Below are 19,101 nucleotides of genomic sequence, written 5' to 3'. Positions count from 1 at the left end.
CAGGGCCAGCCTGTCTGCTCCGATCGTTTCCGGCTTCCCAACAGGAGTGGTGAAAGGAATTTTCGATAAATGGTCCAGCTTATGAAAGTGGGTAGACCTTGTCAATAATTCTTCGATAGCCGGGTTGTGCAGTATAACAGACGATAATATAGAGCGGGAAGGATGATACTCATCGATCAATCGCCGGATCGTTTCTTCCTGGTCATTTTCCAGAACATGCTCTTTAAAAAACCTGCCCTCTGAAAATACGGCACATTTCAGACGGGTATTGCCAAAATCAAAGCAGAGGGTCTTAGACATAATAAAAGAAGTTACTCTTCGAAATCGAAAGAAGAAAGGTTTGAGAAATGACCATTTAGTTTTACCCTTTCCTTTAAAGTCTCCATCTCGGCGATCACCGGCAATACTTTCGTCAAATGACGTTTCAGATATTCCTGCCGCTGCTCTTCCCGAAACAGACATAATAATTCGTATTCCTGTTTCAGGGACATTCCGGCGTGATGTGCGAGATCATAACTAACCAATTCCTCATCCGGTCGGTGAAAATCTTTGGTGATATGTAACAGCCGGTGTAATTCCCGGATGCTCTTCACTACTTTTTTCATGAGTTCCCGTTTGCCAGGACCTTCCATATTTTCCGGATAATTTACGATAGCTCCGCTGTATAATTTTTCCGGAACGGTTTTGATCATTTCCAAAACACGGAAAACACGCAATCCTTTTGTTTTAATATCCATTTCTCCATTTTCATATACATGTACCTGTTCAGTGATCTTCACCAGTGAGCCCATTTCGTTCATTTTGTTATCAATGACTGCGGGTATTCCAAATGGTTTACCTTCCTTAAAACATTCATTGATCAACTGCTTATATCTCGGTTCAAATATATGAAGGTTCAGGTTTTCACCCGGATAAACGACGATTCCCAAAGGAAAAACAGGAATGAAATTAGTCATGTCTTGATTTAATTCCGCAAAAATACTAAATAGTGGTTACCCGCAGCCCGTAGCACCCAACTCACTATTTCCGTATTTTTGAACTATCATGAAAATCCCCTTTCCGGTGTCCGGCGTCAACTGGCAGGACTGCCTGCAATCCATCAGGGATAAAAACATACGTGTCTTGTCTCGTTGTATATCCCTTGTAGAGAATGAGGTCAACGGGTATGAGCAGCTATTACAGGCGCTGCCCTACACCGAAAACACCCCAGTCATTGGAATAACGGGTCCTCCGGGTGCCGGGAAAAGCACGCTTACCGATGCCCTTATCGCAAAACTCATAGCCAGGGATAAGAAGGTGGCGGTATTATGCGTAGACCCTTCCTCCCCCTACCATCTGGGAGCTTTGCTGGGCGATCGTATCCGGATGAGCGATTGGTATCTCCATCCGGATGTTTTTATTCGTTCCCTGGCCACCCGAGGGTCTTTGGGAGGCCTGCACCCTAAGATTCTTGAGATAAGCGATCTGCTGAAGACAGCTGGTTTTGATTATATCCTGGTTGAAACGGTCGGCGTTGGCCAAAGCGAGATCGAGATTGCCGGTCTTGCCGATACAACGCTCGTCGTGCTTGTGCCCGAGGCCGGAGATGAGATTCAAATGATGAAATCAGGCATCATGGAGATCGCCGATATCTTTATTGTCAATAAAAGTGACCGTCCGGGAGCAGATCTGTTTCTCAGGAATCTCCGCCAGATGCTTTTATCCGCTTCACACCCTCCTGATCTGGTACCGGCCATTATCAGAACGGTCGCATCCCGAAAAGAGGGTATTGACGAACTTCTCGGGGAAATAGACGGACATCTGCAAAAACAACGGATGAATTACGGCAAATACAGGTTGCTGGCTGACCGGGCCTACCACCTGATCCGGGAGCAAAGGATGAGGTCTGTAAATAAGGATGAATTACAGGAAAAGATCGGGAAGGATTTTGAAATGGGAGAGTTCAATCTTTACCGGTTCGTTGCCGGTTATTCCTAAAAGACTCCATCTGCCGCCTGGCTTGTCATGGTATCCCTTGCCTTACCACCGGACTTTCCGGATTGCGACACTTAGTCTTTTGAAAAAGTTTTTTGCTTTCAGAGATGCCGGAATCCGGGGTTCATTCATTATCCCGCTATACGGTTTACCCCTGCAAAGATAAAAACGGGTGAGCGTACTGGAGGTAATCCCCCACTTCGAGATAAACCGGTAATATCCATTATTTTTTACTACCCTGCCTGTAGATTTATTGCCAAAATGGTAAGTACGGCTTTTACTCACGCCCTTGAACAAACGTATACCTATCATCCATAGTTTCATGGAAAAGTCAGGATCGGAATACATGCCCGGCGAAAATTCCATGCTATAACCACCCACCAGGTCCCAGATGTCCCTATGGACAACATTAGGAGGCCAGGTTGCCCCCTGCCAATCCTTCCAGGGCAGGGAAGCATAATCGTTTAATAAAGCATCTTCCCGAAAATGGGCGATATCCACTCCATAATCGCCCTTTATCTCGCAATTGCTGGCCGGAACGGGCTCGATCACGGTACCCGAAAGGAAAAAGAAATTATGCCCGATAACCTTTATCTCCTCCATCAGGGCAAGATCCCAACCGGGGCAGACATACATATCATCATTCAGATAGGCTACATAATCCGTTGCCACCAGTTCCCTGCCGATATTCAATGCATAACATACTCCAATATTTTTCTCGCTGAATGTATAATCGAGGTCAGGCTGAGACTCCACCCACTCTTTTGTCCCGTCATTCCCTTCATTGATATGGACGATCACCTGGTGATTCAGCCGGGAATTCTTCCTTATGCTCCCGATACAAAGCTTCAGATAGGGCAGGTTGTTCCAGCTGGGAATGAGGATGGAAAAAACCGCCCCGGCCGGTGGAGAACATCTTTTTTTCAGAATAGGAATTGTCGCGACCATTAGAGCTCCTGATTTTGCATTTGCGGGTTCAAATTACATGATTTATACTGGTAAATCAGTTATAAATTTTACATTTACGCCCTCTTTATTAAATAAATTTAATACCCTGGTATGAACCGTCTTTCCGTCCTTAAAGCCCTGATGCAGCAAAAAAATCTAAGGAACTATCTCGAGATCGGGGTATTCAACGGGCATATTTTTTTTCGCATCCGGAGCAATTTCAAAATTGCGGTCGATCCGGATTTTGCTTTTAGTAATAGCCGCAAAGCTGTAAAAGTTCTCTTGAATCCTTTTAATCTTTTCAACCGTTATTTTCAAAAACCAAGCGATGATTTCTTTGAGCAGGATGCCCCTTCGGTGTTTGCTGAAAAAAAGATAGAATTGAGCCTTATCGATGGCATGCATGAATATGAATATGCCTTAAGAGATGTGGAGAATACGCTTAAGTATGCGACGGAAGATGTGGTTATCATTATGCATGACTGTAATCCTAAGGTTAAAGAAGATGCCTGTTCCTTTAAGGAATGGAAAGCCAGGAATTTCACAGGTACCTGGAACGGGGATGTCTGGAAAGTCATTCTTCATCTGCGCAGCCTTAGAAATGATCTCACTTCTTTTGTGCTGGATTGCGACCAGGGCCTCGGGGTGATTGTTAAAAGAAAGAACGGGCATCCAAAGAACGAAAATCCCTTATCGTACACCCGGGACCAGATCAGCCAGCTTACTTTCGAGGATTTTACGGCTAACCGTGAAAAATTCCTGGACCTTCGTCCGGAATCCTATTTTATGGAATTCTTCGGTCTGAACGGCTGATCGTCATTAGGCTGATCACCGTTACTTTTCCACCAACGATAGCCGATAATTCCACAAATAGCCAGTGGAGCGAATGCAAGATATATAATGCCTGTATTCAAGGCCTTGGCTGGCTTCTCACCCAGTTGCTGCGTTGTTTTGGTACAAATGGAACATTGGGCCTTCCCCTGCAGGAATGATCCCAAAAAGAAGAACATAAATAAAAAAAACCAGCAATTTTTCATAGCCGCCCGATTAGGAGGTAAAGGTACGATACTGTCAGGTACTGGGGGCAAAAAAAAGCGGCTGTCTTTTCTTCAAGACAGCCGCTTTATATGAGTTTTATTTCCTCTTTTCTTATTCTTATCGCACTTCCTCCGTCTTCATGCTTTTTGCAGATCTTTTTCTTTCGTCTTCATCCAGGATCGATTTGCGCAGACGGATCTTTTTGGGAGTCACCTCGATACATTCATCCTGTTGAATATATTCCATACATTCTTCCAGGTTCATTTGTTTTTTAGGGATGATCCTGACCGAATCATCACTGCCACTCGCACGCATGTTCGTGAGTTTTTTGGGTTCTGTAGCATTTACGATCAGATCGCCTGGTTTGATGTGTTCGGCAATGATCTGTCCGACATATACTTCTTCGCCCGGATCTACAAAGAAAGTACCGCGATCCTGTAATTTATCGATGGAATAAGCGGTGGTCTTTTCCTGGTTCTTCGAAAGCAATACGCCATTGCTTCTTCCGGGAATTGGCCCTTTCCAGGGTTTGTATTCCAGGAAACGATGGGCCATTACCGCCTCACCGGCCGTATTGGTAAGCATATTGCTGCGCAGACCGATCAGCCCCCTGGAAGGGATCTCAAATTCCAGGTGCTGCATTTCGCCCTTGCTTTCCATCACCAGCATTTCCCCTTTGCGCTGGGTAACCATATCGATTACCTTACCGCTGAAATCACCGGGGACATCCACTACCAATATTTCAAAGGGCTCATGTTTTTTGCCATTGATTTCCTTTACCAGTACCTGAGGCTGACCTACGGTCAATTCAAATCCTTCCCTGCGCATAGTCTCGATCAGGATACCCAGGTGAAGAACACCACGTCCGAATACCAGGAAACTATCCGCACTGTCCGTATCCTCTACTCTCAGCGCCAGATTCTTTTCAGTTTCTTTTATCAAACGATCCCTCAGATGACGGGAGGTTACAAACTTTCCGTCCTTACCGAAGAAAGGCGAGTTATTGATCCCGAACATCATGCTCATCGTAGGTTCATCCACACTGATCACCGGAAGCGCTTCAGGGTTTTCCGCATCGGCAATGGTATCGCCAATGTTAAAATCCTCCAGACCCACTACCGCACAAATATCTCCCGCTATTACTTCTGTGGCTTTTTTCTTACCCATACCCATAAAGGTATAGAGCTCTTTTACTTTAACACGTTTAATTACGCCATCAGCCTGCATCAGCGCTACCGACTGTCCTTCTTTAATAGACCCTCTTGCTACCTTACCCACGGCGATCCTTCCCAGGAAGGAAGAATAATCCAGGGAAGTGATCTGCATCTGCAAAGGACCTGTGGCCACTTTGGGAGCAGGAACATACTGAAGGATACCGTCCAGCAAAGGCGTGATATCTTCACATTGTTCATTCTTGCTATTGAACCAGCCATTTTTCCCGCTGCCATAGAAGGTGGGGAAATCCAGTTGTTCTTCGGTTGCATCCAGGTTAAAGAATAATTCAAATACGGCTTCATGCACTTCATCCGGGCGGCAATTGGGCTTGTCTACCTTATTAATGATAACAATTGGCCTCAGATTCAGCTGGAGGGCCTTTTGCAATACAAAACGCGTTTGCGGCATCGGTCCTTCGAAGGCATCTACCAGCAGCAATACACCGTCCGCCATCTTTAAAACACGTTCAACTTCACCGCCAAAGTCCGAGTGACCGGGGGTATCGATAACGTTGATCTTGGTATCTTTGTACTCTACAGCAGCATTTTTGCTGAAAATGGTGATACCGCGTTCTCTTTCAAGGTCATTGCTGTCCATGATCAGGTCACCGGTCTCCTGGTTGTCACGAAACACGTGAGTGGTATGTAAGATCTTGTCTACCAAGGTCGTCTTACCGTGGTCAACGTGGGCAATGATTGCTATGTTTCTGATTTGCATAATAAAACTCTCCAAAAATTGAGGCGCGAAGGTACGCTAAAACCCCCTAATTTCCTACCAGTAACGAATCTAATGGATAGAAATAACATAAAAGTCATGTGAAAAAACCCTATTCAGTTGATTTACAGATCAAATAATTAATTATTTACCCCTTCCCTACCTATTCTGGTCCCTATTTTATACATTCAGCCCAAATTTCACCCCCATGCGCAAAAAATGGTTGCTCCTTATTCCCGTTCTGCTGATCATTCTTTATATGCTTGGCCCAAGCCCTGCCTCCCCTGTTTACAGCAAAGATATGCCTGTCGTGCCCAAAGACCCTGCCAACCTCGAAAATTATATCCGGAAAGGCGAAGCCGGACATAAATTGAAACCCGATAACGAGGCCAGGATCGTCTGGGCCAACGATTCCCTGAAACAGCCTACGGATTATGCCCTGGTCTACCTGCATGGTTTCTCTGCCTCCCAGGGAGAAGGCGACCCGGTGCACCGGTATATCGCAAAAAAGTTCGGTTGTAATCTCTATCTGGCCCGGTTGGCGGAACATGGGATCGACACGGTTGACGCGATGGTCAATCTGACTGCCGATAACTACTGGGAATCGGCCAAACAGGCCCTGGCCATAGGCCGGCAATTGGGTAAAAAGGTCATCCTGATGGGAACATCCACAGGAGGCACTTTTGCACTTCAACTTGCTGCGGCTTACCCCGATTCGATAGCAGGGCTGGTCCTTCTTTCCCCTAATATTGCCATCAATGATGCGAATGCCTGGCTCCTGAATAATCATTGGGGATTACAGATGGCCCACCTGGTAACCGGATCAAAATATATCGGGACGAAAGAGGATCATGGGCCTTTATACCGTCAATACTGGTATACCCGCTACCGTTCTGAAGCTGCGGTTACCCTTGAGGAATTATTGGAAACGACCATGAATGAAGAAACCTTCGAAAAAGTAAAACAACCGGTCGGACTTTTTTATTACTATAAGGACAAGATCCATCAGGACAGCACCGTAAAAGTATCGGCAGCTCTGAAAATGTTCGATCAGCTGGGTACTGCTGCCGCCTTAAAATTCAAAGAAGCTATCCCGGAGGCCGGCACTCATGTTATCGGTTCTTCTATCCGTTCTCATGATGTGGAGAGCGTAAAAAAAGGAATTTCTTCTTTTATGACCGGGGTGCTGCACATACCTGTTGTTTCAGCCGACTAGCATCTTTTGCAGACAACCAGTATCTTCGCGTCTGACTATTCAACGATGCAAGGGAGAAAAACGATGCAAGGAAATACAAGACGAATTATTTATCTCATCAACCCTATTTCCGGCACACGCGGTAAATCCGGCCTGCAGGAGTTGATCACACGCAAGACAGAGGAACGGCAGATCGATTTCAGGATCCTGCCTACCAATGCAGAAGGCGATTATTCCTTCCTCCTCTCTCTTATTGAGGAAGAAAAGTTCACGGATATCGTGGTCTGCGGTGGGGATGGAACCGTCAGTTCCGTAGCAACGGCCCTGACAGGAACGAATATTCCCGTCGGGATCATTCCCATGGGGTCGGGGAACGGGCTCGCTTTTGCTGCAGGGATTCCTAAAGATCCTGCCCGGGCCCTCGATATTATTTTTTCGGGTAATTCTTCGCTTGTCGATGGGTTCAGGATCAATGATCAGTTTTCTTGTATGTTATGTGGAATTGGTTTTGATGCCGCCGTAGCCCACACTTTCTCCCTTCAAAAGAAAAGGGGCCTGAAAACTTATATCCGCGTTTCGGTCAACCATTTTTTTTCAGCCCGTCCCCGATTATTCCGGATCAGGCTTCCCCATGGAGTGGTTGGCGGTCAGGACTTCCCGGTAGAAGCCTTTTTTATCAATATCGCCAATGGCAATCAATTTGGAAATCATTTTACGATTGCACCCAAGGCCAGTCTTCATGACGGGCTGCTCGATATCGTAGTGGTCCGGAAAATGAATAAGATCAGCTTGTTCTTCTCTATTCTCAGGCAGGTCGTTGGCGGTAATCCGGTACAGGATATTCCCGACCATGCCGGAAAGAACCGTATCCTTTATTTTCAAACGCCGGAGCTGATCATTGAGAATCCCTCCGAAGCGCCATTTCATATCGACGGCGATCCGAAAGCAACAGCAAAAGAATTTGTCATCCGGATCATACCCGGCGCCTTCCGGCTGATCCGACCTTGAAAAGACCCCAGGGCCATTTCTTAATGTCTTTCATGACAAAATTTTCCAAAATGTTGAAAGGTCTTTTGATTATCGCTGTTGTCCAGGGCTCCGGAGATATTCAGTTTTTCCTGTTTGGTCAAATGGAAATTGAGCGCGGCTCCTGCATCTTCGGTTTTGGGAATGTATTGAAAGATTAGTTTATGGAAAGGGAAACCCAATCCGTTCTGCGCTATACTGACCAGGTCGTCCTGGTTATATTCCTGCATTTTATACCAATTGTTCTGTAACAGGAGCAGTGGCTTGGTAATGATCTCCGTTATATCCTTCGACTCATAGGGGCTTTCCCAGCCACCCACTTTACGGTCCCGGATCTGCAACAACACAACCCCGCTTGTATTTTCCTGCACCCATTCCCTGAAGGAGTTCAGGAAACGGATAGCTGTCTGTTCTCCGAAATTGTCCCTGAAACCGGCATCCATGACATCGATGACGGGGTTGGTGGGCAGCCATACATTCGGTAACACATATGGGAAGGTGGCATTCATACGCAAGGCTGTCAATAACCGCAGGTTCATTGGATCCTGTTTGGTAAACAGCGCTCCAAAGTCGATGGCGTCCGGATCAAGGGGAGGGATTCCCGTACTGTCGTACCTGGGTCGCATCAGAAAACTAAGAGGTTGAGTACCGATAATCATGGTACGGCTGTCGCGGGTGATCACAGGGTTGAATAAAAGTAAAGGGATTTTCCCGGCTGTTTCGTCCGGCTGGAGGTCCTTCAGTTGTTTGTTCAGCAATCCCCTGGTATTTGCATTCAGTTTTTGCTCAAAGGCATATCCCCTGTCCTTTACATATTCATAAGTACCGACCCTGAACTTTTGGGAGGGAGAAGCCAGATCCCTGGCTACAAAAGAGGAGAACAAGGTGTTGAGGAGATCGCCGGAAATATCGTCTACGTATTTACGGTCCTGCAAATTAAGGGATGGGTCTCCATCGGTCTTAAGGCGATAAAGCTCCCTGAAATAAGTCGCGCCAAACATACCTCCCGAGGCTCCTGTAATCAGAAAGGTTTTGCGCATCAGTTTCCCGCCGCTCAGGCTATCCAGGCGCTGCATGATATTCATAGTGAAGGTGGCGCTCCGGTTGCCTCCGCCGCTGGTGTTGATCAGGTAAAGAAGTGGCTTGGCCTCCCCCTGCCTGGCTTTCCATCGTTCCAGGATTCTCAGCATATTGGCTCTGTCCCGCTCTACATTTTTTGAAGAACATAATTGCAGCAAATTTTCCCGGTCATAAAGGGGGCGGTCTTCACGATTTGTATAATTCAGCCCGTATGCCTTATTGGTAGGGTCGATGACATCATACTGGTATAACAGGTTCAGCAAAAAGAAAAGCATCACCAAAAATGGAATACTCCAGCTTTGGAGAAAATAAGAAAAAGCACCTGACAGGGAGATAAGGATGGCAAAGAATATAAATGTACTGGCCGCCGCCGGTAATTGAAAAACCGGGCTGTCCATAAAAAAGCCAACCACGATCAGGAAAATAAACGCAACAAAAATGGATAATACCGCGGAAATATGATGCCGGTTAAAAATGCTTTCAATAAACTCTTTGCTGTAATGGGAAACATCGCGGGTTTTCCTGATGGTGGTAGGCGAGTTCAGGTACCATCGCACCCGGATCAGCCGGCTCGGATTCAGCCTAACCTCTTCCTTACTGAATTGGGATTTGAATAGTTTTGGATTGCTCATCACCGGCGTCATCCGGCGGATAATGGTTTTATCTGCCCCGAAAAAGTAAAAAAGGGAAACGGCTACTATGAGGATAACCCCTCCAAGAAACCCCGCACTCTGCCAGATGATCGTGGAGGTTCCGAACAATTCCTTTTCCTTGCCGAACTGGATCAGCTTTACCAGGTAAAAAACCAGGAAGATCAGTGGCAGAATAGCATTGTTGATGCAATATTTCAGAAAAGGTTTGCTGGTCGTTGCCAGAAAACGGAAATGCCTGCTGAATAAAATAAAGGTGGTGATATTCCAGGCCATAATAAAAATCCCTGCAGCCATACCTACAATGGCTGCGCTGACAGAACTTACATTCCCAAGATATTCGGGAGAAAGGAATAAGGCGTTAGCACCATATGAACGCATTAAACCGCCATTCAAGGTGCTGAATAAAATAAACCAGAATAACAACAGGATCTGGAATTTTTTAAAATGCAGCAATACCAGTTGAATCGGGAAAAAGTAGTAAATCGCCCTTAGCGTCGTTTTAAGAGTGCGCATCATACGGTTACAGAATCAGGTTTTACAAGGTACAACATAGCCACCATAGCCAAAAGAAATAACAGGCCGGTGATCTGATGAAGCTGGGCCAGCCAGTCAAATAGCCCCCAATGATTGGGAATAATTCCCGGGCTGGTCAGCAAACTCGAAATACCCAGGATTATTTGCACCAGGATCAGGGATAGGGGAAGGAGCCGGAGTTTTCTAAAATACCCGGGGACCTGCCGCAAACGATAAGCTGTAAAAGACCAGATCAGGACCATAACCAGGAGAAGATAAGCCACCAGTCTGTGAATGAATTGAACGCTGATCTTATTTCCGATCAGATCCTGTAATAAAGGGCTTTTACTGAACAATGCGTCCGGTATCCAGTCTCCATTAATAGTTGGCCAGGTAGGCGCTGCCGTTGCAGCTTTATGCCCCGCCATCAGGGCGCCGTATAACAATTGAAAGAACAGAACAACGAGAATGGCAATCGTCCAGTTGCGGACACCTGTATTATGGATAACTATAGGGCGAACCATTCTTTTTTGGCCATCCGTAAATTCCTCCCGGGGGAAAAACAACTCCAACGCGAACCAAAAAGCATAGACGATCAATACCAGCGCAAAAACAAAATGCAGGGCAAGCCGCGTAGGCCGCACGTATATAGCATCTCCGGTAAGTCCGCTGGCAACCATTATCCAGCCGACAGCACCCTGCAAGGCGCCCAACAGGAAAAGGTAAATTAAGGGCCTGACCATTTCCGTTTTCATCTTTTTCTTCCAGAGCAGGTAAACAAATCCAACCACAAATACCACACCCACCATCCGTGCCCAGAACCGGTGAAACCATTCCCAGAAAAAAATAAATTTAAAATCGGTGAGCGTGAACCCGGAATTAAGGATGGAAAACTGTGGCGTTTGTTTGTATTTGGCAAAGGCGTCCTGCCATTGGAGTTCATTGAGCGGAGGGAGGGTTCCCGTAACTACATTCCATTCGGTAATGGACAGGCCGGAACCGGTAAGACGTGTGATGCCGCCAAGAATGACCTGAATAAGTAACATGATCACGCCTGTCAATACCCATATGGCTACGGGTCGGGAAGAAAAGGAAGTAGATGGTTTCATAGCGCCGCAAAGGTAGTATTCTAATCTGCTAAACGATGGTTCAATGCGGTAATTTCTCCCGCAGATAACCATAAACCCATGTTCCGGCAACAGCGCTCAAAAGTGTAACGGTGACGACAGAAAATCCGGCGCCGATCTGCGCAAAAAGAGGGCCGGGACAGGCACCTGTGATCGCCCAGCCAAATCCAAACATCAATCCGCCGAATACCTGCCCTTTATTGAACTTTTTAGGATAGAACCGGATGGGCTCACCATAAATCGTTTTTATATTCCATTTTTTTATCAGCCATACGGAGATGATTCCCACCACAACGGCGGAACCTATAACACCATACATATGGAAACTTTCCAACCGGAACATTTCCTGGATACGCCACCAGGAAATGATCTCCGCCTTAACGAGGATTATGCCGAACAACATACCAGCCAATCCGTATTTCAGGGAATGCCACCACAGGATTTTACGGGGTCTGGTCTGGGGGTTCGCCTCTACCCCGCCACCAGGCAGGTCTAGGGAACGAACTTCAAAATCCATATTGGTTTCTTTCTGTATCATAATCTCAAAATATACGGCAGGATAAGATTGGCCATCAGGAATCCCCCCGCCATAAAACATAGCGTTGCGGCCAGAGAAGGCGCCTGAAGCGTAGAAAGCCCCATAATGGCGTGTCCGGAAGTACATCCCCCTGCATAACGCGTTCCGAAGCCCACCAGAAACCCTCCGAAAACCATCAATAACCAACCTTTCAGGGTAAGCAAGGCCTGCCAGCCGAAAAGGCTTGCAGGGAGCAAACCTGAAAAATCAGTTATCCCATATCCTCTCATTTCAGTCACTAAAGCCGGACTGATCCGGATCGGGTCCGGATTGGGCAGCCAGGTAACAGCTATCCAGCCCCCGGCTAAAATGCCGGCTACAAACAGCAGGTTCCATGTTTCTTTTTTCCAGTCATATTGAAAAAAAGGGATCTTTCCGGGCAGACAGGCGGCACAGATATGACGCAGGGAACCGGAAACGCCAAGGCTTTTATTGCCCATAACCAGCAACGCCGGAACGGTCAGCCCGATAAGGGGTCCGGCGACATACCATGGCCAGGGCTGTTTGAGCCAATCAGAGAAATACATAGATATTTATTTTTCCTCATGAAGTTAAGCAGAAAAAAGGATCTGTATTTTTGACAAAAAAGAGCCCTTGTCCGGAATAAATGAACCATTACTGAAAAGTTGTTACCAGGAAGAACTGCAGGAGGCCGGTTGCGATGAAGCCGGACGGGGATGTTATGCGGGCCCTGTATTTGCAGCCGCCGTTATATTGCCGCCGGACTTTTTTCACCCTCTCCTCAATGATTCCAAACAAGTAAGCGAAACCAACCGGAATGAATTGCGGATCATCATCGAATCTACGGCCCTGGCCTGGAGCGTGGCCCGGATAGAACCGGAAGAGATAGACCGCATCAATATCCTCAAAGCTTCTTTTAAGGCTATGCACATGGCGCTGGATAATCTGAAGACAAGGCCCAGACTGTTACTGATAGACGGAAACCGGTTCATCAGGTATAAAAGGACCCCTCATCGCTGTATTATTAAAGGGGATTCCATCTATGCTTCCATAGCCGCGGCAAGTATTTTAGCCAAGACCTGGAGGGATGAGTTTATGAAAGGATTGCATGAGGAATTTCCCCATTACTGCTGGAACAGCAATAAAGGATACGGCACAAGGGATCATAGAAATGCCATCGAGAAATACGGCTTATCCCGGTATCATCGCAAAAGCTTTAATATTGGCCCTTTTGACCCGCAGGAATCGATCTTTGCCAACCAGGACTTTTGAGGCTGTTATTTGCCCGGAAAGATTCAATTTCTGGTCCCGGAGTGAAGCTCCCGCCTAACTTTCCTCCTCCCATGACCCCAGCCCCATTCTTACAAGTGCAGGCTCCTCACCGGTACAATCGATCACAGTAGAAGGGATCATTCCCCCTACGCCCCCATCCACTACAATATCGACCCTGTTCTTAAAATTTTCATAGATTGTTTCCGGGTCTGTGTATTCTTCCACCATTTCACCCGGAAGTGACGTACTTAAGATAGGGTGTCCCAGTTCTTTTACCATCGAACGGGCAATATTGTTATCCGGTACCCGAAGGCCGATGGTATCCTTTTTGCTTTTGAGTATCCTGGGAACCTGTTTACTGGCAGGCAGAATGAAGGTATAAGGGCCAGGCAAATAGGTTTTCAGCATCCGGTAAAGGGGGGTCGAAATACTTTTGGTATAATTACTCAGATCGCTGAGATCATAACAAATAAAGGACATTCTTGCTTTTGCGGGATCTGTTTGTTTGATAAGGCTTATCTTTTCCACAGCACTGTTGGAAAATATATTACAGCCAAGGCCATAGATCGTATCGGTTGGATAGATAACGACGCCCCCGTCCAACAGGCATTCAATAATGGTCTTGATATTCCTGGGCTGCGGATTGTCGGGATGGAGATGCAATAACATGCGGAAAGTTAAAAAAAATATAATTAACCGGATCCGAACCCTTGATTTTCACTTTAATAGTCCTCCGTTCACCTGTCAACAACATTTCCTTAACATGTTTTTAATATTAACTTTGTGAAAATGGGCGCTATGCAGTTGCAAGCAATAGACAGGGTAACATCCATTGATCCTGAGGAATTCAGGGAAAAATATTATAATCCCAAGAAACCACTGGTGATCAGTGGGCTGGCAAAAGAGTGGCCAGCTTATCACAAATGGGACTGGGATTTTTTTAAATCGCAGGTAGGAGAGGTAAAAGTGGGTGTCTATAATAATGTTAAAAGTGATGCCTATACCCCTATCAATACGGCCGATGATTACATGAAATTCGGGGAGTATATCGATATGATCCGGAAAGGCCCCGCCGAATGGCGAATTTTTCTTTTTAATATTTTCGAGCATGCACCCCGGGTAACCGAAGATTTCACCTGGCCGGAACACCTGATGAAAGGCTTTGTAAAACGTTTTCCCATGTTATTTGTCGGCGGGAAAGGCTCCATTACCCATATGCATTTTGATATTGATCTTTCCCATATCCTCCATACCCAATTCGGAGGCAGAAAAAGGGTGCTTTTGTTCCCTTTTGGGGAACAACACAAACTTTACCGAAAATCATGGGAAGTATTGAGTTTTGTTAATTTTGAAAAATACTTTGACGAACAGGAGAATAAACTGGATCTGAAAAAGTTTCCCGCCCTCAAACTGGCAAAAGGCTATGAGGTGATCCTTGACCATGGAGATACCCTTTTTATGCCAGCCGGTTATTGGCACCATATGGAATACCTGGACAGCGGCTTTGCCATGAGCCTCCGGGCCATGCAATCCTCTCTGACCGGCAAATTGAAAGGAGCCTGGTATCTATTGGGAATGCGTCATATAGATACCCTGATGAAGAAAACTGCCCCTGAATGGTGGTTCAATTTAAAAAAAGAAAAAACTTTCAGAGCGGCAGAGAAAGAACTCGAAACTATTGATGGGTAGGGCCTTCGGACGTTACCTCTTCCCAAAACCAGTGGCCTGTTGTTTCTTTATCTTAAAAAACTTTTAAAAAAATATTGCTTTTTAACAAAACTGTCCCTATTTTTACCCTGCTTATGACTCTGAAATGATCCATCTGCATAAGCAAGCAGCACTAAAAAGCCAACAATCCGATCCAATTCCACGCCCAACTATCCAATTTCCAAGATTCTAAGATTCCAATTTCCAAAAAAACATCCGGGTTCCATCTATTCGTAAGAAGATTAATCTTCTTATTGTTTACTGATAGTACTCCCTTCAATAGCCGTTATTCTATCGTCGTTACCCTTTAAAAATTGATAGTAAAGGTATGCCTAACCACGTTTGGTATACGTTGATCTAACCCTCGTTATTTCTATTTTAATTTATTTGTTGATTTATCCGGATAACATGCTGGTTGGATGTGGTTCGTCGTAACAGGAAGGCATAGGGTAGGATAGGTTCAGCCCGATAAAAGATTACAAACAGGCGAATTAGCATTCAATGAAAAAATATTTGACATCTTTCTTTTTGTGGTTTCAGAGGTAAGCACAGGCCGGCGATGTCTATCGCTGGCTCTTTTTTTAACAGAGCAGAAGCTGGCAACTCCCGTTTTCAACGCCTGGTGCCGGCTGAATAAAAATAATTTTCGCTGTGAAAAATCCAATAAAAAGCCCCGGAATACCGGGGCTTTTATTTTTCCGCGCGGGACTTTTGGTAAAAGTAGTCCCGCGCGGAAAAATATCTAATGATGGGCCTGTCCGGCCAGTGGGCCCGTGGCCCACTACTAATTTTCTTTAAGATTTTTATTTTTAAGGGAATTAAATTCGGTTTTGACACATTTGGACTCAATGCCAATCGGAAGTTCTAATTTAGGCATGAAAGGGTTTAAATTCCATAGCCAAGTTCTGAACACTGTTCAGAACTTGCTCGCAAGCTTCGCCTGGCTCGCTTGGGCCAGTGGGCCCGTGGCCCACTATTAATTTTCTTTACGATTAGTTCTTGGTTCTTATTTTTCTCAAACCCGACTAGGCAATAGTCCAGGTTTCGTTGCCGCGGAGCAATTTATCCAGGTCACCTTTTCCTTTGGAGCGTATGACTTCTTCTATCTGGAGATTGAGCATGTCTTCGTAACAGGGCCGGTCATTTTCGTAAAAAACGCCGAAAGGCCGGGGTAAATGACCCTCGATGCGGGGATCGTCAAACATTCGGACCAGGATCTGGGCCTTATAAAAATCCTTTTCATCATGGATCCAAAGATCATCCGCACTTACGCCATTACCTAATTCCACCACAGTAGGCCTGAATCCATCCAAACGGATTCCTTTTTCCTGTTTGGCACCAAAAACCAGGGGCTTTCCCTGTTCCAGGAATAAGGTTTCTACAGCTTTGCTGCCTTTATCCGTAAAGACCTCAAAAGCTCCATCATTGAAAATATTACAGTTCTGATAGATTTCCAGGAAGGAAGTGCCCTTGTGCTGGTTGCTGCGCAGGAGCATTTGCTGCAGGTGCTTGGGATCACGGTCCATGGTTCTGGCTATAAAACCGGCATCTGCGCCCATTGCCAGGGCAAGGGGATTAAAAGGATGATCGATACTTCCGTATGGAGTGGATTTAGTCACCTTTTTCTCCTCCGAAGTAGGAGAATATTGCCCTTTGGTCAAACCATATATCTGATTATTGAACAACATGATGTTCAGATCAAAATTCCGGCGCAGTAAATGAATGGTATGATTGCCACCGATACTCAGACTATCCCCGTCACCGGTCACGACCCAAACGCTCAGTTCCGGGCGGGTGGCCTTCAAACCAGAGGCGATGGCCGTTGCCCGGCCATGGATGGAATGCATCCCATAAGTATCCATATAATAAGGGAAACGGCTACTGCAGCCAATACCCGAGATAATTACAATATTCTCCCTCGGTATCCCCAGGGTCGGCATAATCTTTTGCACCTGGGCAAGAATGGAATAATCTCCGCAACCCGGGCACCAGCGAACTTCCTGGTCAGTCGCAAAATCTTTGGCCGTCAGGGCCGTGGGGGCAATTGTGGTTGTCTCGCTCATGATTGGATAATTCTTCTATACAAATCTACTTTAAAAAGGTTTCCGGAAATGGAATTTGGAAATATAATCCTTATTCCGGATTCTGAAGGCCCTGACCAGTATGCTCAAATGGGGCATTTTTATTAAAAACAGAGGCGCGGGGAAACTATGCCCCACAATTGCTGTTTTTTATTAATATATAATCGGCTGTAAGAGGGTAAAAGTTGATTGCCTGGTTAATTGGCGGTAACTGGCATACAAATAGAACCGGTAAGATAAATTCATTCAAATAAAATACACCGATCATGAACAAACAATTATTAATGATAGCCTTCGCCGGATGCCTTTTTATCGGTTCTACAGGTTGTTCGGTAGAAGGAGGAGTGGTGGAAACACGGCCCGCAGAGGTCGTCTATAGCCGGCCTATCACACCCGGCCCGGATTATATCTGGATCGACGGGGACTGGAGATGGAGCGGGGGAAGATATGTATGGCACAATGGTTATTGGGGAAGGCACCGGGGCCGAACCTGGCAAACCGGTCAATGGCAATCATCCGGCCATGGCTGGAGATGGCAACGAGGCCATTGGAGATAAGATTGAATCTTCGGGATATAATATGAAAAAGGGATAGACCGGGTGAAAAATCTACCTGGTCTACCCCTCTTATTGTATGGAACAAAATAAATTAGCTTAGTACCTGCTATTGCTGTAGTTATTGTTCCTGCGTTGGAAACCGCCGCCACCGCCGGGCTTTCCGCCGCCGCCGCTGCCCCTGTCTTCCCTGGGCTTGGCTACTGATACACCGATGGTCCTGCCATCAACAGAAGCGCCGTCCAGTTCCTGGATTGCTTTTTTTGCAGCTTCATCATCGGACATTTCAACAAATGCAAATCCGCGGGATTTGCCGGTGAATTTGTCCATAATTACTTTTGCAGAAGAAACTTCGCCATATTCTGCAAAATAGTCTTGTAAGTCTTCGTCCGTGACGTTAAAACTTAGATTTGAAACGTAAATGTTCATACTTAAATTAACTGATTAAAAAATGATAAATAACAATCTGAGTACCGAGAGCAGGGAGTAAAGAAGACTAACTATTACCGGGGATTGGTGTAGCAGAAACGTTCGTTCACTTACTAATGCTGTTATCAGCTCAAATTTACTCCGCAAAGATAGGTCATTTAAATGAAACAACAAGCCCTATTAATAATCTGTGCTTCAATTAGTAATTTGTTAACGAACCAATCATGTCCTGTCACTTGTCCGGCCTTTTATCCTGTTGTTTATCCGGCTTTCGGATTTTCGTATTTTTTAAGGCTCCGGACGGCCAGTATTGCGCTCAGCAACACCAAAATTGAGCCTGCAATAAAAGGGGCGCCTGGAAATTGGAATGGAGCGTTCGGACTGGTGAAATAGGCAAATAAATTGGTCATTAACAAAGGACCGATGATGGAAGTTACGCTCATCAGACTGGTAAGTGCTCCCTGCAGCTCTCCCTGCTCGTTGGGAGGAACATGGGAGGAAATGATCCCCTGTATGGCCGGTCCTGCAATTCCTCCAAGACAATATACGACCGTGAAAGCAAACATCATCCATCCCTGGGTAGCCAGGCCGAACAGCAGCATGCCTAGACTATAAAGGAACAAACCGACATACAGACTTTTCGACTGCCCCAGTTTGGGTATGATGATACGGATCAATCCCGCCTGAACGATCGCAATCATCACCCCTACAAAAGCAAGGGAATAACCTACCCATCTTTCATCCCAATGGAATTTCTCCATATTATAATAGGCCCATGTGCTTTGAACGGCATGCACGGCTATATAAATCAGAACCAGCGAAAAGATCAGCCCTGATACAGCCGGATATTTCTTCAATTGTACCAATGAGCCTACCGGGTTGGCCCTTTTCCATTCAAAGGGACGACGGAGTTCCTTCGGTAAGGATTCCGGCAGGATAAAATACCCATATAACCAGTTAAGTAAGGTTAGGATTGCCGAAGCGATAAAGGGAACCCTCGGGCCAAATACCCCCAATTGACCGCCAAGGGCGGGGCC

Annotated in this window: 20 protein-coding genes; 7 read left to right on the top strand and 13 right to left on the bottom strand. The window is 46.0% G+C overall.

What is annotated here, in order from left to right; translation table 11 throughout:
- Both ACX0G9_RS30355 and ACX0G9_RS30350 read right to left on the bottom strand, forming a co-directional pair.
- A partial coding sequence (locus ACX0G9_RS30355) for a type III pantothenate kinase (protein ID WP_459068750.1) occupies window positions 1-300 on the bottom strand: 300 nt, incomplete at its 3' end.
- Between the two features lie 11 nt (window positions 301-311).
- A complete protein-coding gene (locus tag ACX0G9_RS30350) occupies window positions 312-956 on the bottom strand; it encodes an LON peptidase substrate-binding domain-containing protein (RefSeq protein ID WP_459068749.1) in 645 nt (214 codons plus the stop codon).
- Between the two features lie 88 nt (window positions 957-1,044).
- Here ACX0G9_RS30350 and meaB point away from each other — a divergent pair, with 88 nt between their 5' ends.
- Window positions 1,045-1,977 (top strand): methylmalonyl Co-A mutase-associated GTPase MeaB, encoded by a 933-nt coding sequence (gene meaB, locus ACX0G9_RS30345; protein WP_459068748.1) that lies wholly within the window; start codon window positions 1,045-1,047, stop codon window positions 1,975-1,977.
- Window positions 1,978-2,019: 42 nt separating this feature from the next.
- On the opposite strand, the gene ACX0G9_RS30340 is transcribed toward meaB, so the two are convergent.
- Entirely contained in the window at window positions 2,020-2,922 is a 903-nt protein-coding gene (locus tag ACX0G9_RS30340) for a glycosyltransferase family 2 protein (RefSeq protein ID WP_459068747.1), read from the bottom strand.
- A 111-nt stretch (window positions 2,923-3,033) separates the two neighbouring features.
- On the opposite strand from ACX0G9_RS30340, the gene ACX0G9_RS30335 reads away from it, so the two are divergent.
- Window positions 3,034-3,735 (top strand): class I SAM-dependent methyltransferase, encoded by a 702-nt coding sequence (locus ACX0G9_RS30335; RefSeq protein ID WP_459068746.1) that lies wholly within the window; start codon window positions 3,034-3,036, stop codon window positions 3,733-3,735.
- Here ACX0G9_RS30335 and ACX0G9_RS30330 read toward each other — a convergent pair.
- On the bottom strand, window positions 3,702-3,959 hold the full coding sequence (locus ACX0G9_RS30330) for a hypothetical protein (protein WP_459068745.1): 258 nt from the start codon (window positions 3,957-3,959) through the stop codon (window positions 3,702-3,704). The genes ACX0G9_RS30335 and ACX0G9_RS30330 overlap by 34 nt on opposite strands.
- A gap of 118 nt (window positions 3,960-4,077) precedes the next feature.
- Window positions 4,078-5,892: a translational GTPase TypA gene (gene typA / locus ACX0G9_RS30325; RefSeq protein ID WP_459068744.1), complete on the bottom strand. Its 1,815-nt coding sequence runs from the start codon at window positions 5,890-5,892 to the stop codon at window positions 4,078-4,080.
- Window positions 5,893-6,097: 205 nt separating this feature from the next.
- Here typA and ACX0G9_RS30320 point away from each other — a divergent pair, with 205 nt between their 5' ends.
- Together ACX0G9_RS30320 and ACX0G9_RS30315 are read left to right on the top strand one after the other, a co-directional pair.
- On the top strand, window positions 6,098-7,105 hold the full coding sequence (locus ACX0G9_RS30320) for an alpha/beta hydrolase (protein ID WP_459068743.1): 1,008 nt from the start codon (window positions 6,098-6,100) through the stop codon (window positions 7,103-7,105).
- 63 nt (window positions 7,106-7,168) lie between these two features.
- Window positions 7,169-8,092 (top strand): diacylglycerol/lipid kinase family protein, encoded by a 924-nt coding sequence (locus ACX0G9_RS30315; RefSeq protein WP_459068742.1) that lies wholly within the window; start codon window positions 7,169-7,171, stop codon window positions 8,090-8,092.
- A 20-nt stretch (window positions 8,093-8,112) separates the two neighbouring features.
- Here the strand turns inward: ACX0G9_RS30315 and ACX0G9_RS30310 are convergent, their stop codons facing one another.
- Genes ACX0G9_RS30310 through ACX0G9_RS30295 form a run of 4 tightly spaced genes read right to left on the bottom strand, consistent with a single transcriptional unit; the run spans window position 8,113 to window position 12,587 of the window.
- The gene (locus ACX0G9_RS30310; protein ID WP_459068741.1) at window positions 8,113-10,359 is read right to left on the bottom strand and encodes a hypothetical protein; all 2,247 of its coding nucleotides are present in this window, start codon (window positions 10,357-10,359) and stop codon (window positions 8,113-8,115) included.
- Window positions 10,356-11,465: a COX15/CtaA family protein gene (locus ACX0G9_RS30305; protein WP_459068740.1), complete on the bottom strand. Its 1,110-nt coding sequence runs from the start codon at window positions 11,463-11,465 to the stop codon at window positions 10,356-10,358. Before ACX0G9_RS30305 ends, ACX0G9_RS30310 begins: the two co-directional genes overlap by 4 nt.
- A 40-nt stretch (window positions 11,466-11,505) precedes the next feature.
- Window positions 11,506-12,021, bottom strand: a complete 516-nt coding sequence (locus tag ACX0G9_RS30300; RefSeq protein ID WP_459068739.1) for a DUF6691 family protein — start codon at window positions 12,019-12,021, stop codon at window positions 11,506-11,508.
- Complete coding sequence (locus ACX0G9_RS30295; protein ID WP_459068738.1) at window positions 12,018-12,587, bottom strand: YeeE/YedE family protein; 570 nt, start codon at window positions 12,585-12,587, stop codon at window positions 12,018-12,020. Before ACX0G9_RS30295 ends, ACX0G9_RS30300 begins: the two co-directional genes overlap by 4 nt.
- A 67-nt stretch (window positions 12,588-12,654) precedes the next feature.
- Here ACX0G9_RS30295 and ACX0G9_RS30290 point away from each other — a divergent pair, with 67 nt between their 5' ends.
- Window positions 12,655-13,293, top strand: a complete 639-nt coding sequence (locus tag ACX0G9_RS30290; protein WP_459068737.1) for a ribonuclease HII — start codon at window positions 12,655-12,657, stop codon at window positions 13,291-13,293.
- A gap of 54 nt (window positions 13,294-13,347) precedes the next feature.
- Here the strand turns inward: ACX0G9_RS30290 and ACX0G9_RS30285 are convergent, their stop codons facing one another.
- Window positions 13,348-13,962 carry an L-threonylcarbamoyladenylate synthase gene (locus ACX0G9_RS30285; protein ID WP_459068736.1) on the bottom strand — a complete coding sequence of 205 codons (615 nt, stop codon included), beginning with the start codon at window positions 13,960-13,962 and terminating at the stop codon, window positions 13,348-13,350.
- Window positions 13,963-14,091: 129 nt separating this feature from the next.
- Here ACX0G9_RS30285 and ACX0G9_RS30280 point away from each other — a divergent pair, with 129 nt between their 5' ends.
- Complete coding sequence (locus tag ACX0G9_RS30280) at window positions 14,092-14,982, top strand: cupin-like domain-containing protein (RefSeq protein ID WP_459068735.1); 891 nt, start codon at window positions 14,092-14,094, stop codon at window positions 14,980-14,982.
- Between the two features lie 1,043 nt (window positions 14,983-16,025).
- On the opposite strand, the gene ACX0G9_RS30275 is transcribed toward ACX0G9_RS30280, so the two are convergent.
- Window positions 16,026-17,063: a 2-oxoacid:ferredoxin oxidoreductase subunit beta gene (locus ACX0G9_RS30275; protein ID WP_459068734.1), complete on the bottom strand. Its 1,038-nt coding sequence runs from the start codon at window positions 17,061-17,063 to the stop codon at window positions 16,026-16,028.
- Window positions 17,064-17,347: 284 nt separating this feature from the next.
- Here ACX0G9_RS30275 and ACX0G9_RS30270 point away from each other — a divergent pair, with 284 nt between their 5' ends.
- Complete coding sequence (locus ACX0G9_RS30270; protein ID WP_459068733.1) at window positions 17,348-17,638, top strand: YXWGXW repeat-containing protein; 291 nt, start codon at window positions 17,348-17,350, stop codon at window positions 17,636-17,638.
- Window positions 17,639-17,734: 96 nt separating this feature from the next.
- Here the strand turns inward: ACX0G9_RS30270 and ACX0G9_RS30265 are convergent, their stop codons facing one another.
- Complete coding sequence (locus ACX0G9_RS30265; protein WP_459068732.1) at window positions 17,735-18,064, bottom strand: RNA recognition motif domain-containing protein; 330 nt, start codon at window positions 18,062-18,064, stop codon at window positions 17,735-17,737.
- A gap of 260 nt (window positions 18,065-18,324) precedes the next feature.
- Window positions 18,325-19,101, bottom strand: a 777-nt coding sequence (locus ACX0G9_RS30260) for an MFS transporter (RefSeq protein WP_459068731.1), incomplete at its 5' end; no start/stop codon positions are given.

The organism is Flavitalea flava (assembly GCF_054461575.1).
Note: the sequence above shows the minus strand (reverse complement) of the source record. Positions and strands in the feature narration are given on the sequence as shown.